This is a genomic window from Ruegeria sp. BF10 (assembly GCF_056538725.1).
Map to the genome: position 1 here is coordinate 536,094 of NZ_JBQFTR010000001.1, position 15,476 is coordinate 551,569.

12 protein-coding genes are annotated in these 15,476 nt (G+C 55.6%); 9 read left to right on the plus strand and 3 right to left on the minus strand.

Going from position 1 to position 15,476, the window contains the following annotated elements:
* Positions 1-133: 133 nt before the first annotated feature.
* Positions 134-2,740: a DUF3427 domain-containing protein gene (locus ACR0DJ_RS02785; RefSeq protein WP_480683798.1), complete on the minus strand. Its 2,607-nt coding sequence runs from the start codon at positions 2,738-2,740 to the stop codon at positions 134-136.
* 877 nt (positions 2,741-3,617) lie between these two features.
* Between ACR0DJ_RS02785 and ACR0DJ_RS02790 the strand changes: the two genes are divergently transcribed.
* The 3 genes from ACR0DJ_RS02790 to ACR0DJ_RS02800 all read left to right on the plus strand — a co-directional run bounded on the left by ACR0DJ_RS02790 (position 3,618) and on the right by ACR0DJ_RS02800 (position 5,356).
* Entirely contained in the window at positions 3,618-3,923 is a 306-nt protein-coding gene (locus ACR0DJ_RS02790; protein WP_480683799.1) for a ribbon-helix-helix domain-containing protein, read from the plus strand.
* Between the two features lie 828 nt (positions 3,924-4,751).
* Positions 4,752-5,051 (plus strand): hypothetical protein, encoded by a 300-nt coding sequence (locus tag ACR0DJ_RS02795; protein WP_480683800.1) that lies wholly within the window; start codon positions 4,752-4,754, stop codon positions 5,049-5,051.
* A gap of 74 nt (positions 5,052-5,125) precedes the next feature.
* Positions 5,126-5,356 (plus strand): hypothetical protein, encoded by a 231-nt coding sequence (locus ACR0DJ_RS02800; RefSeq protein WP_480683801.1) that lies wholly within the window; start codon positions 5,126-5,128, stop codon positions 5,354-5,356.
* Here ACR0DJ_RS02800 and ACR0DJ_RS02805 read toward each other — a convergent pair.
* Positions 5,353-6,735 carry a tyrosine-type recombinase/integrase gene (locus ACR0DJ_RS02805; RefSeq protein ID WP_480683802.1) on the minus strand — a complete coding sequence of 461 codons (1,383 nt, stop codon included), beginning with the start codon at positions 6,733-6,735 and terminating at the stop codon, positions 5,353-5,355. The two genes, ACR0DJ_RS02800 and ACR0DJ_RS02805, sit on opposite strands and share 4 nt — an antisense overlap.
* A 520-nt stretch (positions 6,736-7,255) precedes the next feature.
* On the opposite strand from ACR0DJ_RS02805, the gene ACR0DJ_RS02810 reads away from it, so the two are divergent.
* The 4 genes from ACR0DJ_RS02810 (at position 7,256) to ACR0DJ_RS02825 (ending at position 11,871) form a co-directional block, all read left to right on the plus strand.
* On the plus strand, positions 7,256-10,075 hold the full coding sequence (locus ACR0DJ_RS02810) for a P-loop NTPase (RefSeq protein ID WP_480683803.1): 2,820 nt from the start codon (positions 7,256-7,258) through the stop codon (positions 10,073-10,075).
* A 302-nt stretch (positions 10,076-10,377) separates the two neighbouring features.
* A complete protein-coding gene (locus tag ACR0DJ_RS02815) occupies positions 10,378-10,560 on the plus strand; it encodes a hypothetical protein (RefSeq protein WP_480683805.1) in 183 nt (60 codons plus the stop codon).
* 24 nt (positions 10,561-10,584) lie between these two features.
* The gene (locus tag ACR0DJ_RS02820) at positions 10,585-10,899 is read left to right on the plus strand and encodes a helix-turn-helix transcriptional regulator (protein ID WP_480686250.1); all 315 of its coding nucleotides are present in this window, start codon (positions 10,585-10,587) and stop codon (positions 10,897-10,899) included.
* A gap of 3 nt (positions 10,900-10,902) precedes the next feature.
* The gene (locus tag ACR0DJ_RS02825) at positions 10,903-11,871 is read left to right on the plus strand and encodes a reverse transcriptase family protein (protein WP_480683807.1); all 969 of its coding nucleotides are present in this window, start codon (positions 10,903-10,905) and stop codon (positions 11,869-11,871) included.
* Between the two features lie 32 nt (positions 11,872-11,903).
* On the opposite strand, the gene ACR0DJ_RS02830 is transcribed toward ACR0DJ_RS02825, so the two are convergent.
* Positions 11,904-13,595, minus strand: a complete 1,692-nt coding sequence (locus tag ACR0DJ_RS02830) for a glycosyl hydrolase 108 family protein (protein WP_480683808.1) — start codon at positions 13,593-13,595, stop codon at positions 11,904-11,906.
* Between the two features lie 264 nt (positions 13,596-13,859).
* On the opposite strand from ACR0DJ_RS02830, the gene ACR0DJ_RS02835 reads away from it, so the two are divergent.
* Positions 13,860-15,050 (plus strand): helix-turn-helix transcriptional regulator, encoded by a 1,191-nt coding sequence (locus tag ACR0DJ_RS02835; RefSeq protein ID WP_480683809.1) that lies wholly within the window; start codon positions 13,860-13,862, stop codon positions 15,048-15,050.
* The gene (locus ACR0DJ_RS02840) at positions 15,047-15,418 is read left to right on the plus strand and encodes a DUF1304 family protein (protein WP_480683810.1); all 372 of its coding nucleotides are present in this window, start codon (positions 15,047-15,049) and stop codon (positions 15,416-15,418) included. Before ACR0DJ_RS02835 ends, ACR0DJ_RS02840 begins: the two co-directional genes overlap by 4 nt.
* Positions 15,419-15,476: the final 58 nt, after the last annotated feature.

The window sequence follows — 15,476 nt, forward strand, 5'->3', positions numbered from 1 at the left end:
GCTTCCGGTGTGCTCTCATCTCGGTCGGAACTGGTGGTCCGAGAAAAGAAACGTGAAATCAGACCTTGCCGCTTAATTTATTTATTTCCCGGTCATTGCAAAATTTCGTTACTTCAATGTCCAGCATACAGGATCATTCTTTTGTGGGAATGCCAAGCTCTGCCCAAAGCTCTTGGGGAACCGGTTCGTCTAAGTCCCATTGCACCTCGATCGGCTTCTCGCCTGCCCAGCCTGCGAACTTCGGTTGCCCGCAATAGATGAATGGGTTGACCTTCCCATTCACCTTGTTTCCGCGGCGGATGAACAAGTGCACCTCATGCCCCTCGGTGCCATTGATGATGCGACCATGCTTGCTGTCTTGCTTCGTCTGGTTCTGGCTGAACCATTTCAGACGGGATGGGCCAAGAAACGCATTCTCGTAGGTCAGATCCTGCGTGGAAACATTGGCCAGAAGAATCATGGTCTTCTTCTTTGGCAATGCCTTCATCCCGGTGCGCCATAGGTTCTGTTTGTATTCCTCGCCGAAGAACTCGGCGATATCGGGTACTAAGTAGCGGTGCCAGAGCTCCAGGGATTTGGGTTTTCCGACAAAGGTTGCGGAGGCCTCGGCGGCCTCACGGACGATGGGGGTTTCTGCCAGGCGCCACTCGACCAACTCGCGCACCAGTGGCTCCAGTTTTCCAGAAGCATGGGGTCGGGCCAACCCGAACCCTTCGGTGGTTTGGGCAATGTAAGGGTCGAGTGCGAGTTCGGAATGTCCCTCACTGGGTTGTCTGCCGGCAACGATGTCGCGCAATCCAACCAAGGCGGCATTGGAATAGCGATTGGGGCGTTCCAGGTCACGCAACAGGCGGCCGTGGGTGGAAAACGGCCGTTCTGGCAATTCGTCGCCCATATCGCGAACGAAATCGAACCACCCGCCATGGCCGGATGCTCGTGGGTCAAAGCCGTTGCGGAAAACTTCGACGGCGGTTGGCCGGACACCGTTTCGGTCGCGGAAATCGGCATAGAACGCCTCGAGCTCTGCCGCGCCCTCCTTGGGTCGCAGAAGGCCTTGTAGGATGTCTATCACTTCAAGTTCGTAAGTGACTTCGCAGCCCGGTGGCAGGTGGAATTCGCCAGCTTGCAGGGCCTCAAGCTTTGTCGAGATCGAGCGGTCGCCCGCGCCAGCCCGCAAGAGCGTGGCGACCTTGGTCAAAAAGCTTCGATGGTTCCCGATATAGTCGATGACCTGCAGCACTTTGCCTTCAACCCGGCGCAAGCCGCGACCCAACTGCTGAAGCCAGATGATCGCGCTTTCGGTGGGGCGGAGCATGAGGACTGTGCCGATTTCGGGCACGTCGACACCTTCGTTGAACATGTCGACAGCAAACAGGATGTCGATCTCGCCGCGGCCGAGCGCAGCCAGGGAGCTTGCGCGTGGTGCGGAGCTTGCGCCGGAGTGGACAGCCACGGCCCTCAGCCCTGCTTCGCGAAAATAGTTCGCCATATAGTCGGCGTGCCGCATCGAACAGCAGAAGCCGATCGCTGGGCCGATGGCGCGCTTTTGGTATTGGTCCAACGCGTTCCTAGCTCGGGCTTCGGTTGCCAGGGCCGCATCCAAAGCGGTTGGGTCGAACTGACCGGATCGCCACGGAATCTGCGCATAGTCCACATCATCAGGCACACCAAAATAGTGAAACGGCGACAGGCGTCCTGCCTCGATCCCGCGAAACAGGTCACACTCGTAGACGAGGTTCTCGCCGCAAAGGCCCAGCAGGTCTGCGCCATCAGTCCGGTCCGGGGTGGCCGTGAGGCCAAGGAGGAACCCGGGCGTGAAATGCTCGATCAACTTCTGGTAGGTTCGAGCGGCGGCGTGGTGAAATTCATCGACCACGATGTAGTCAAAGTGATCCCGGTCGAATTGGCGCAGATGGCCAATGCGGCCGAGGGTTTGGACAGACGCAAAGAGGATATCGGCGTCGGCTTCTTTTGCGGTGCCCGTATAGCGCCCTAGTTTAGCGTCGGGCCGCACCTTTCGAAACGCTGCCATTGCTTGGGTCAAAATTTCGTCGCGATGGGCGACGAACAGAACGCGGTCGGCCCCCGCCCGGATGGTGTCGAAGGCCGCAAGCCAAGTCTTTCCCAACCCTGTCGCCAATACGACGAGTCCCGCGCGATGTCCGTTGGTGCGGCTTTGCGCGAGGGCGGCCAAAGCCTCTTGCTGAATCGCGTGCGGCTCCGGAGGAGGGCCTTCTTCTGCCACAACGCGCGCTGTGAATTCCGGCATGGGCCGAGCCCTGCGGCGCTTGGTGTATGCATCGATCCAGTCCGCGGTTAGCGGCTTCACCTCTGGGCGGGCGAGAAGATCTTCAAACGCTACCGCGACGCTGTCAGCGGCCTCCTCGGAATGCAGGTTCCATTCCACGCCGTCGGTGAGCGCCGATTGCGAGAGGTTGGAACTTCCGACAATGGCTGCCCCGCGCGCGTCAGAGGCCCGGAACAACCACGCCTTAGGGTGGAAGCTCAGGCCCTGTGTCTCAAAGACGAAAACCTCGGCGCCATCGAGGTCCAGCAGTCGGGCCAGGGCGGTCGGGTCGGTCGTGTCCAGATAGTCACCCACAACGATCCGAAGCCTACCTCCGCGCATTAGCAGTTCGCGGAACCAGGGTTCAAGAAGGGCCACGCCGCTGTCCATCGCAAATGCAACCGCGAGGTCTACCGATTGCGCCGTGTCGAGGCGCTCGGCCAGCAAAGGCAAGAGGGGATCTTGGCCGCCAGTCGTAAGGCGAGCGCCGGATGTCTCGCGCAAGTGGAAATGACCGTGCTCCGAGGATGCCAAGAAGCCTGAGGCTCCCTTTCCGAGCGCCATGCCCACCTGGGCGAGCATGCTGGTTTGCTCGGGGGCGGTCAGATCCTCCCATGCCTGCACATGCCGAGGGGCTGGGATCAACCCGGCCAAACGGTGCATGCAGATTGGGCAGGTGAGGCGCGGGTCAGTCACACTCGTCTCAGTTGTTTTCCTTTTGCGGAAACATTTCTAGAGATTGACGGGATCATGTCCAGGCGTCGGGTTGCTGTTTAAGCAAATTCCCGAGACGAACCAACTTGTGATACTTCGCGCCGATGGGCGGACCGACTGAATATTGCTTCTTTGGAAGTGCAACCTTGAGCCCAACGGCCACTCCAGAAGGCTGGGATTTTTCCACCTCAAGTTCTGGAAAAACGCGTGCTCGCTTTTTTGATGTGACCCGCCACGTGCTCGACGTAACAGGCGCTGAATTTACGTTTGTGTTTCGATCGACGGGTTTGTCATGAAACGGAGAAAAAGCCCGACGCGTCCAACCCATCGAAAGTCGTTCATATAGTGCTCCTGAGTTCCCTGATCTTAAGAACCTATGGGGTGACGTCATTTTTCTGCCGGGTCTGTGAAAAACAAATTCCGGAAAAGCCGAAAATTTCTGAAGCCGAGAATGGCTACAATTTTTTTGCAACCTCTCTGAACCTGCAATTTTCCAAAGAATACTTGGCTGAAACCGCGTTTTCGACGTCGGATAATGTATTCCCGCCTTGACCAAAATTCTTCGGGAAACACGGCGCGAACGGTAATTTGGCATCACTCAATCAAGGGATAGAGTATGCCGAAAGTAACATTGTCCAGTTCCATCCGCCTCTCGAAGAAGGAGGCCCGCCAGATCGATGCCCGCGCAGCACAGCACGGTTTTGCGACGCGCTCGAAGTACATGATCCATGCCGCGCTCAACTACGGCGAACCGGCCGAAGGCGACCTCGCCGCCGAGATCGCCTGGGTAAGCTATGCGCTCCACCAGATACATCGCGCCCAGATCGGGCGCATTCATCTGCTGAAGAAGCGGGACGTTGCCGATCTGCAGAAACTGTCACGCGCGGCCCTGACTGCCGTCATCGAAAGGGCCGTTCGGTGAGGCGATACACGACGTTTCACAGTCTGGCTGGCACGATCCTGCCATATCTGTCGAAGGACGGAGCGGTGCTGAACGGTTCAATTCCCGTTCGGACATGGTGGCAGGCGGTCGAATTCTTCCGCCCCTTCGAGGCGCCGCGGGGAGAAGGTCTCGTCCACTTCACGTTGTCCATGCCCCGCGGTGCATCGCTGACAGAAGCACAATGGCTGGTCGTAGCAAGGCTTGTTCTCAGGTCCAGCGGCCTGCCCCCAGAACGGGTGCCTTGGCTCCTCTGGGGCAGAGAAGAGACATCCTGTGACCACGTCCACATCGTCAGCGCATGTCAGACTTTCATGGGGCGGCCCCTCGACGTCGCGACCTCTGTGCGCACCACCGACCGGCTGGAGCGCGACCTTCGGCAGCGCTTGGGGCTGCCGGACCTGCCTTGGCGGTCGGATCCCAACCTGACGCTCACCCCGGCACTCGCCCAAAGGGCAGCCCGCAAAAACAAAGCCGCATGGAGTTTTGCATCGGACCTGAACGCAGCAATGAAATCCGCGCGGCCCAGCACTGTCGAAAGTCTGAACGATGCGCTGGAAATGCATGGGTCTCCGTGGCGCGTCCAACTAGCCCCCGACCGATCCGACCGGCTTGTTCCGACCAACATCGTTACGGGACGGTCGGTTAACCCCAAGGATGCTGGCGCGGCCTTTTCCTCGCGCTGCATCCTGAAACGTTTTCGCCTAGCAGCCCATCTGCGGGTGGTGGGGGTCGTCCTGCTGTTTGTGGACATCGCCCACCGTCTGCGCGCCATTCCCCACCCAATCGGCCAACCGAAGGAAACACACAATGAACGGAATGATCTCGGATCACGACCTCACCCACCTCAAGCTGGACAAGACGCGGGAGGATGTCCGCCGCCTTCACCCGCTTCTGCAACTCCTGGACCCCGAGCAGGAGGACGTGAAAACGGAATTCGCCGAAAGGCTGATTGGTCTTCTTCTCGACGTGGAGAGCCAGCTGGCGGAGCAGACTACGGCGTTCCGGACCTTGGCTACGGCGATGGAAGCTTTGCAGCGCCGCATCGACGCGTTGGAGGAAAAGCTGGATTTTCTGCTCGGCGAAATCGAACCCGAGTCGGATTGCTAGCCGCGCTGTACCGTGCTGCGAGAAAAGTCGGCGTCCAGCTCCGACACCGGTTTGTTGCCGAAGGGTCCGCGGTCATGCTGATCGGCACCGAGGGCGACCGCGCGATTCTCGATATGCTGGCAGGCAGCATCATCGAAGATGGCAGCCCGCTAGAAGCGCGGTGGAGCACTTTTCTTTCGGAATTCTCGAGCAAGGCCGGAAATGTACCTCGCATTGTTTCAGAGGATACACTGATCGAAGTCGAATCGCATACGGCCAGTGACGAAGCCGACGATCAACCGACTGCTCCTCCAGAGATTTCTTAAATTTGGTCTTTCCCGAATGAACTCTCTGCCTGACCTTCCTTGTGGGTGTCATTGTCCCCGGCCCGCGCCTCGATCGCGTCGAGCACCGTCGCAAGCTGATCCAGCACGACCTTACGCGGGTCCTCGACGTCTCTGAGGATCTTCGTTGCGATGACATAGTGTTCCACCGCGCCAGAAAGGCCGTGCCGCTTCGACCGGTTCGAGTGCCCAAGGATATCGGCGATCAGGTCGATGGGTGCCCCCAGGGCTGCCAAGATCGTCGCTGAAGTACGGCGAAGGTCATGCCGCGTCCAGCCACTGGTTCCACTTGCTTTTTTGATCGCTTCTGTTCCCCGGTTCCAGTTCACTTCCACTTGTCCATAGGAGTTTGGAAACACCATATCGTCCGGGTCGGCCGTATCCGCACCGGGGAGCGATTTCAGCAGGCACATGGCCGCATCGGAGAGAGGGACGCGCTGTCTGCGGCTTTCGGCGGCGGAGCGTTTGTCGATCGGGATTTTCGTCCAGATGCCTGATCGAAAATCGACGTCGCGCCATCGCATTTCCGCGACCTCACGAAGGCGGGCCAAGGTCAGCAGGATAAACCGATGTGCAACCGGCCGCAGGTGGTCCTCTGCCGCGAGCCTGCCGCTCAACGCTTTCGGAGCGGGGTATGTCATCAATGGCAAGACCGAGGCCAGTTCATCTTCGGTGAGAACTCTCTCCCGTCCCCCGGTGATCGACGGGTCCGAGATCGCAGGGTCGTGCGTGAGCTTGATATCGACCACAACCAAAGCCGGGTTTCGGCCAGCCCCGATCTTTCCGAAGCGCTTCCGGTGCGCGGCCCAATCCAGCACGACCGACAGGTATGACCGCGCGCGGGATACGCTCCCGTTCGCAGACACCTTGCCCCTCTGTTTCGGGCGGTAGTTGGCCATGACTTCGGCGAAGTCTTCAGCGTTGAGCGTGGTCACGTTCTTGTCGAGGAGCGGTGCGAAAACCCGTTGGACTGAACTCTGCGCCTCCGGCAGGCGCTCATCTGCCCGTGGGCGCCACACCTTCGTCGTGACGCTCCCGACGACCTGATATTCTTTGATCAGTTCGGCCAGTGTCGGCGCGCTCGAGCGTTCCGCTTTGCGGGTGCGCTTTTCTGCCGCGAAGTTTGTCCCTTCACGCAGAAGCCGCCGGGCCTCCTGTGCTTCGTCTCGAGCTTGACGAAGGGTTGTGGTCGGGTACTCTCCAAGTGTGACGGTCTGCACCGTTCCGAACGCGTCGCGGGCCTTGAGAGCGAAACTCTTTTTGCCCGTCTTGGAGACGCGCAGCTTCAGCCCCGGGCACTGGGTGTCTGAGAATTCGGTGCGCCTGTCCACGGTGACGGTACGCACAAATGCATCGGTCAAAGCTCTTCTGTTCGACATCGTCCGGTTCTTTCTGGGGCAACACTGGGGCAACAAATCCACCACGCTGGGCTGCTTTTTCGTACTTCACAGTGCACGTATGTCGCGAAAATCAATATTGCGAATATTTATAAAAAATAATGACTTATGGTGATTGAGGCGATTCAGTCCGACGCATCTGGATGCGCGTAAAAACTGAATGACCTGGATTGAAAATCCTCGTGTCGGTGGTTCGATTCCGCCCCCGGGCACCACTTTTAAATAACAATATTAAATGTTTATGCGCCACTAGGTAGCTCGATTTTGTGGCCGCTAGCCCTGTGGGTATCATTTGGGTAGCATCGCACAAATGCGGTTCTCGCCAATTTGGCTTAAGGGGCGATTGGGCCGGGAACTTACACAGCCGAAGGCGTCGCTTGGTTTGAAAGTGCGCTGACGCGGCCTGGGCGAGAAACCGAGCGCTCGTTTCCCCAAGTGTCAGTTTTCGGTTAATCGCTGACTGCTTCTGTGCCAATGTCACGCTATGACACCAGAAATTCACGATATTTCAGCGTTGAAGCTGAAGCTGAAACGCACAACTGGCAAACCAGCGAGCTTCCTCGTTGGCGCGCCGTTCTCATGGGAAAATGGTACCGGCGTTCCGCCCGTCTCTGGTTTCATAGAGGTCATTCGCAAACGCGTTGCTGCCGAAGGCGCGGACTTCTCGAAGGAACTCGAAGCGCGTCTTGCGGGTGCTGATGGTGCGGGCCAATACCAAGCGGCCATGAGCTTTGTTTTCAGCGTCCTTGATGCTGACGTTGTAACGGAGATCGTTCAAACAGCGGTCTTGTCGGCACGCAAGACAGGGACACCGAGCCTCGACCCGCATAACGGTTCTGATGGTGCACCCAACGAATGGAATATCACGCAAGGGCAGCGTGGGCTTGCCCACTTGATCAAGCTCGACCCAAATCGGTTTTCAGGCCCTGTGTTTACCACGAATTTCGATCCGATGATCGGGCTTGCGCTTCACGCGCAGGGCATTCGCTATCAACCATACACCATTCCGCTGGAAGGTTCGTTGAACGCACCGATCAGCGTAGCTCGTGATGACGTCAGCATTTTCCACCTTCACGGCTATTGGCGGGACTCCCCGACGCTGCACAGCCCGCAACAGCTAGAGGCCAAGCGGACGCAACTCCAAGCCTCCTTAGAAAAGCATCTACACCAGACCAACCTTGTGGTCATGGCATACAGTGGCTGGGACGATATATTCACGTCCGCGCTCGCCAATTGCCTCAGCTCTGACACGTTCAGTGGAACGGTTACGTGGTGCTTCTACGGCAGCAGCCCAGCAGAAATCAGAGAACAGAACGCGGCGCTCTTCGAGAAGTTCAAAGGCGGCATCCAACAAGAGCGGATTACGTTCTTCCACAGCGTCAACTGCCACACCTTCTTCGATGACCTGATCGCCGATCTGGGTTTCGATCCTGTGACACGGTCGGCAATTGAGACCTCACCTCTGGCCGGGTGGGAAGTGGTGACGAAGGAACGGCTTGATGCCTTTGATCCCTTGACGGGCGAGGAAGCTGTTCGGTTTTTTGACGGGGCCGTCCCAACGCTACGGCATGCAATCAGTCCCCTGATCCCAAGGCTTAGCCACGTAGCGACAGTTGTTGACAGGATCGACCAAGGGCTGGTCAGCATTGCAGGCTGCACCCTGCAACTGGTTCGCGCGGCGGGTGGCGAAGGCAAATCGACCGCCTTGTTGCAGGCAGCGGTTGCTGCGGCACGGGAACGCGACTGTGTGGTGCTGCATCGACCTTTACCCGATGCTGGCCTGAACCCGGATGTGGTGGCTTCACTAGATCCCGATCATCACTGGGTGCTTGTTGCCGATGATGCTGAGGGTTTGATCGATGAACTATGGCAATGTGCGGTTCGCCTTCATGAGGCCGGGCGGCGCAATATTACCTTCTTGCTGGCTGCGCGTGACACCGACTGGCTTGCCGAGAAGGGTGATCAAAAGGGTTGGAACGGGCGGCTGAGCCGTCTTGATGACATCGTGCTCGGCGGCATCGCGGAAGACGACGCAGAACGTGTCGTTGATGCATGGAGCGAACAGGGGGATGCCGGACTACGGGGCCTGATGTCCGAGAAGTCACGGGATGAGCGCATCAAGAAGCTCGTCGCCGCGACGCGGGCGCAAGATGTCAAAGGCGGAGACGGCAGTTTCTTCGGTGGCTTGCTCGATACTCGGTTCTCCGGATCAGCGCTGATTGACCATGTCGTTACTCTGATGGAGCCGTTGCGCCACCGGGACATCGATGGCGGAGTGGGCAATCTCTACGATGCCTTGCTCTACGTCGCGAATTGTCACGCGGTTGGGATGCCTGGGCTCGACAAGCGTGTCCTAGCGTCGATCTGCGATCTGCCGGTCAACCGCGTGTCGGTGGCGATCACCGGCGCACTCGGGCGCGAACTCGGCGCAGCGGAAAGCCGAGGGCATATTCTTACACGACACAAACGGGTTGCAGAAGCAGTCACGGTGGCCTCAGAAACACGCTTCGGGTCAAACCTCGAAGACATTTGGTGGGCGCTTGTTGAACACGCGGCACGGCTCGGACGTGACGGGCAAGTCAGCCGTGAATGTCATGGGCCTATTGTCCATGCTGGTGCCAAACTCAAGAGAACTTTGCCGCGTCTTCTGGAAGATGTGAGGCGTGGTGAGATCGGAATTGCGGCGGCAGAAGCTTCCTGCAAATTTCTTTCTGAGCGAGTCGATGTGATTAACGACCTTGCGAGGGCACTGAGATTTGCCGGGTTTCCCAGTGAAGCCTGTGACCTTCATGCCCGAGAACTCCCAAAACTCAAAGGCAAAGAACAGCTTCGCACCTATATTCGCAGTTTCTTCTACGAATGGGGAACCTGTGAGGGCAATGTCGGTGGCCGAATGCATCAGATACGTAGCGTTTGGTTAGACTGTTATTCGCTGTCTGACAGTTTGCCGATAGAAGTCAGTCGTAACCAAGCAAAGCTGACATTTGGTGGGCTCGGCGTTGCCTTCGGAAATTTGTTGTCTACCGATCCGAGCGACGTATTCGCCAAAGGGAGGCGAGCGATAGTCTATCTGGGTCGGCAAACACATCCCGATCCGCGTGCATCGGGTTATTTCGACCGCTATCAATCCGAACTTGACAATGCAGGTACGCCAGTACCAGACGGCTCCACGGAAGCGATATCATGGTTGCGTGAGGCCGCTTTTGCGGCTCACGAGGAACTTGATGAAGCACTGCTTCGGAATTTGCAGACGAACGGTTGGCTTAAATTTGAACGCTTGCGCGAGTGTCTTGGCCACGCCTAGCAACTGTTCGCATATGGCGAACATGCCTTGACATTCAGCGAACGGCTCCCCAGATGTGGTGTGTGACCGGGAAGGCACCACGCATATGTGGCGTCATTTGACGCTTGGAGGCGCAGGTCTCTTCCTCTTATCGGCGCACCGGCGGCGTTTCCCGGCAGCGGGCAGCGGCGGCGAGGCCCGGTAAGGATCGCCCCGCGTGAGCGGGCGATCACGGTGGCTTAGAGGTGTTTCGCCTGAGCCTGTTTCAGAGAGCGTGACGCCAGACAATCCCGTCTGGTGCTCTGAGACGAAAGGACTCAGTCATGTCGCAAGACACAGATGATCCCCCGGTCGCCGGGCGAAACTCTCTCGTGAAACCCTCGGCGCGCTCGAAGTGGAGCCGCAGGGGACGCAGGATGCGGCGCATTCTGCTGACGGTCTGGAAAGTGGTCGCGATGATCGTTGCCGCAATCCGCTCTGTCCGTTGGTTGTTCGAGAACCTCTAAGCTACCCTTGTGCCGCTGGTGGAGATGATGCTGAACGAAGCGCTAAGACTTGTCCGGGTCTATCACGACATGACCAAAGCCGATCTCGCTCGCGAGCTTGGTTTTTCGCGGTCGTTCGTTACGGAGTTGGAGGCCGGTAAGAAGAAGGTCACGATTGAGACACTGCAACGATATTCGGACTACTTCGAGATCCCTGTGTCGTCGTTGATGTTGTTCGCCGAGCGGACCGAAGACTCCGATTTTTCTGATCGGGCGCGGAATTTCGTAGCGCACAAAGCACTGAAGATGCTCGACTGGATGGCCACGATTTCCGGATCAGATCAGAAGAAGGACGCCTGATCCATGCGCCGATATCCCCTCGCTCAATCGCCACTCTACAAGATCACATCGCCACGGCGTCTGGCTGAGGTTCTTGGTCTCGATGTGGCAGAGCTTGAAGATTTGGCGAACCGGCTGGACAACTACAAGCGCTTCAAGGTGGGAAAGACGAAGAAACGGGACGTGCAGGAGCCAAAAGACCGGCTGCGCGCGATCCACAAGCGAGTTTCCCGGTGGCTGGCGCGGATCGAAACCCCCGACTATTTGCATTCGGCAACCAAAGGCCGATCCTACATAACCAATGCCAAAGCACATCGCGCAGATACCAACCTCATCAAGGTCGATATCCGGTCGTTCTTCCAGAACGTTACGACTCACGCCGTCTACCTGTTTTTCGTGGACTTCATGCGGTGCCGAAGTGATGTCGCTATGCTCATGGCGAAGGCACTGACCGTCGACGGACATTTGCCAACTGGAAGCCCGGTAAGTCCCATCCTTTCGTACTTTGCCCATAAACGTATGTTCGACGAGATCGCTAATCTGGCGACCGAAAACGCGCTCACGTTCACGGTCTATGTGGATGACATGTACCTCAGCGGCGAAAGTGCATCACGCGCCACCCTCTTTAAGGTGCGTGGCATCATCGCCAAAGCTGGGTTGAAATCGCACAAATGCCGGTTCTTTCCGGCAGGCAAACCACGCGTGGTCATTGGCGTCGCCCTAACGGAGAGAGGAGTAAACCTTCCGCATCGGCGCCATCTGAAAATCAGGGACGGGTTTGCGGCAATTGAAATGCTGCCGCCCGGCAAAAGCAAAGATGCGGCTGGGGCTGCGCTAATCAGCCGAATGCACGAAGCGGCGCAATTGGACGACTCTTGGAAAGATCGCGCCCGGAACGGACGCATTCACCTGCTCAAGAAGCGGGACGTTGCCGATCTACAGAAACTGTCACGCGCAGCCCTGAGTGCCGCCATCGAAAGGGCCGTTCGGTGACCCCATGAAACTAGGGGCACCTCACGTTGCGGTCATGTACTTTGCTTTAGATCCACAAATTTTTTGTCAATTTTCCCGAGAAAACCCCAACTCGTTAGCAGCGAAAACAAAGTGAGCATGGTGGTCTTGTCGCCATCGGCAAGCAGTTGTTGCAATTGCGGTTGAGAGGAACTTAAGCCGAGTTGCGGAAGAACGGCTGTGACGACAAGGCCGACGATGCCAATAATGGACTTCTTGCCGTCTAACAACTTGCCAATCATCGGTCCAAGTGCATTGTTGACAGGTGTTAGTTCTTCGAGAGGCGCAACCGGCTGAGACGTTGCATTTTCATCCGACGGCGCGTCGATCTTTTCGTTCAGTATCGCATTTAGCAAACTGAGATTTTCATCTCTTTCGTCGGTTTTGTTTGCGAGTCTCTTGTTCAGAATTCCTAAGGCCAATGCCTTAACGGCTGCGGATTTTCCACCAGTCAATGCCATCAATGCAACTCTCAGTACATCGTCGACGTCAATGTCCAAGTCTCTTTCTTTAACTTTCATGATTTTGATAGGACGTTTGCCCTCTCCCTCTGGCAAAGCATTCAAAAAGACACGCAACTTGTTGACACGATTTATCCAACCGGCCCCAAAGATGACAAAATCCTCAAGACCGCGCAGGCGTTGTTCGTATAGCTCGAGGTATTTCTCGGAAAGCACGGACGGGTCGGTCTGATTGATCGCGCTCAACGTGACCCGGCCAATTATCCCATCTTCTTCCAACGAAGTGCCGTCAACCTTCATGCCAAGTTCATTGAAGGCGCGTTGTGCAGTTCTTTGGGCCACCTTTGGTCCCGAGTGAACTGCCATATTGTAGACGACCATTGCAACGCGGTCGTGCAATTTATCGCACTTACACTTGATGTAGTAATTTGTATAAAGGATTTCTTCGGCCTCTTTCTGGCTCATGGTGGCAACGTCTTCTTCCGTTACGTTCGTACCACGCCATTCCGCCAGAGTTGTCTTGGTAATGCCAAAGTTTGTGGCGCCACCTTTGTCGTGCTGATTATTTACGAACCCGCCTTCCGCATCTTTGATGAATTTGTGGAGCTTTTGGAAACGGAGATCTCTTTCAGCCGAATTCATCGAAGTATGCACCGGTGCCGATGACTCGGCCTCCATGGATGCCATCAACTCCGTGTCGATTGCGGGTGCGCCCAGATTTATTGAAGGTCGCGGCGGAGGGGCAGGGAGCCCACTCCAGTTGTCGATCAATTCGTTGAGGCGATCGGCCCAGGCCTCGTCTCCGCCATCCGGATAAGCCCCCTGGTACAAGTCGCGAGACTTTGTTCCTTGAAGTTGAATATGTGGTTTCTCGATGAGCTTACCTTTGGAGTTGTAGATCGGCGTCATTCCATTTTCTTTTGCGATCACATGCATCCGGTCCCACCAAGCCCCTTTGTGGCCTGTGGTATCCCAACTCCACTTACCGTTCTCCCTTAGGACGAAGTCGACGGCGAGCCCGTATTGGTGTATCGAATGCCATGGTCCAACCCAGGTTACCTTGGCGCCTGGCTTCGTTCTTCCTTGCGCATAAAGATCTGCTTGGCGCTCTGGTGTTCGAAATGCTTCGAAAACCTCGAATGGAATATCCTCCTTCTGTAGTTGAGCCTGTATGGCCCTGACGTGTTCCCTAATTGCAGGATGTAGATTTGAGATGTCGTTTTCTCGCTTTCGGGAGTTTCCCATAGCCTAATTCCTTCCTTAAAAAATAATTGGCGAAAACCATCTGCCACAGACTCCCAGTTCGGAAAGAGCTGTATAGTCATAGAAATGTTATGCATCTGCAAGTGTACACTCTAGCACACTTGGTGTAATTTTGCAGGGTTAGATACTTTTTTACGAACTGATTCTATGTCCGATCCAGAAAAAGGCATCACCCAAATGGGCTATGCTGATATTCGCTTTAGAAGTTAAGATGGTCCGATATATTTAAAAAAAGGGAAACTTATTGTGACCCAAGAAATTCGAGATCTTACGCTTGAAATTTATGATGCAATTGCCGACCCATTGGCATGGACCGGTGTCTTGGACCAGCTGGTGGAACGGATCGGAGCACAGGGAAGCATAATATTTGAATGGTCTCAAGGCGATGGGAATATGTCTCTGACCGCGCCGTTTCATTCTGGCTTTTATACAAATGCCGCACTGAATACCTATCTTGTAAAGTGCCAACACCTTGAAGCCAAGGATCAGGAAATTTTACGGGAAAAAACCCGAAGTCACGACGAAATTGAAATCCTTGATGACACTCTTCTTGCGCCGTCTGTTAAAGAACTAAAAAGCCAAGAACACGTTCAAAAACTAATGCGTCTTGGAATATTCCACCGCGCGGCCGGAATATTGAATAAGGACAATCCATGGATATCCCTGTTTTCAGTGCAATTAGCCGCCAACAGGAAACCGCTGGACGAAGTAGAGAGAAAATACTTATCCCAACTCCTGCCCCACATCGCGAAAGCTCTCGACCTCAGCCTTCCGATGAGACAATTGCAGGAACGTTACCAAGGTGTACTTTCTGCCATCGACTGCTTGAACATCGGCGTTTGTGTTCTGGATCGTAGAGGTATGATTGTGGCGCGAAATCAAGAATTCCAGCGACAACAGGAGACTTATCGTACATTCCGAATTAGTCCGGACGGAAAATTGACCATCACGGATCGTCTGGGGCAAAAGATTTTAGAAAGCCTGATGTCCGATCTTCATCAACACGGCAAGTTCGGCGCGCGACCACGCAAGGAAAGCATAGTGAGCCACTTGCTGGAGCCCCTTTGCATCGAGCTTTCACCGCTCCGTAAATCTGGTGAAATCGGAACCAGGGTATTTGACGGTTTTATACTCTGTAGTACCGATACAGGGCTTCCTGTTTCGTGCAATACGCGGCTGGTTCAGCAGGCATTTGGTCTGACATCAGCAGAAACCTCACTAGTCGACGCAATAGGTCAAGGTTTGACCAACCCCGAAATAGCAGACCGACGTGGTCGTTCTGTAGCAACAGTAAACGCACAAACCAAATCCATTCTTCTCAAGTCAAATTGTTCGAATAGAACTCAGTTCGTTCGTGCAATGATGCGATTTGGGGCAAGTTTTCTTTCGACAGACAGTGATTCGAAGAAACCCACCAAACCCAAGAGGATGATATGAATTACTTCTATTGGATGGCAATGGCCGCCGTCATTGGTGGGCATTTTTTCTTTGCTTACTTACAGTGGTTTCGTTGGCCATATATCTGCAAGAAGCTCACCAATTTTTCTGAAGAAGAGATTAAGGGTACAGCATTTTTGGGTCGTAGTTTTTCGTCTTATAACGCATCGATAGCTGTGGGGCTGTGTTTGAGCTTCTGGGTACCGGTCCCGTATCAAGTTTTCACTCAAAGTGCGGTCCTGTTGCTGATTTCGATTACAGCTGCTGTTGGCGCTTTGGGAACTCGTGGGAATACTATCCTGATAGTGCGATTTATGCCTGCTTCGGTCGCTTTTGTGGTCTCGTTTAGCTTGATTGATGGTGGATGACTGCGGTCATACGACTCACTTGGGCAGAGATTGTAAAGCAGAGCCGTACATGAACAGA

Coding starts and splice junctions, on each gene's coding strand:
- ACR0DJ_RS02840 (WP_480683810.1), top strand. CDS start 15,047: ATGAATTACTTCTATTGGATGGCAATGGCCGCCGTCATTGGTGGGCAT.
- ACR0DJ_RS02830 (WP_480683808.1), bottom strand. CDS start 13,595: ATGGGAAACTCCCGAAAGCGAGAAAACGACATCTCAAATCTACATCCT.
- ACR0DJ_RS02790 (WP_480683799.1), top strand. CDS start 3,618: ATGCCGAAAGTAACATTGTCCAGTTCCATCCGCCTCTCGAAGAAGGAG.
- ACR0DJ_RS02800 (WP_480683801.1), top strand. CDS start 5,126: ATGCTGATCGGCACCGAGGGCGACCGCGCGATTCTCGATATGCTGGCA.
- ACR0DJ_RS02820 (WP_480686250.1), top strand. CDS start 10,585: ATGATGCTGAACGAAGCGCTAAGACTTGTCCGGGTCTATCACGACATG.
- ACR0DJ_RS02795 (WP_480683800.1), top strand. CDS start 4,752: ATGAACGGAATGATCTCGGATCACGACCTCACCCACCTCAAGCTGGAC.
- ACR0DJ_RS02825 (WP_480683807.1), top strand. CDS start 10,903: ATGCGCCGATATCCCCTCGCTCAATCGCCACTCTACAAGATCACATCG.
- ACR0DJ_RS02810 (WP_480683803.1), top strand. CDS start 7,256: ATGACACCAGAAATTCACGATATTTCAGCGTTGAAGCTGAAGCTGAAA.
- ACR0DJ_RS02815 (WP_480683805.1), top strand. CDS start 10,378: ATGTCGCAAGACACAGATGATCCCCCGGTCGCCGGGCGAAACTCTCTC.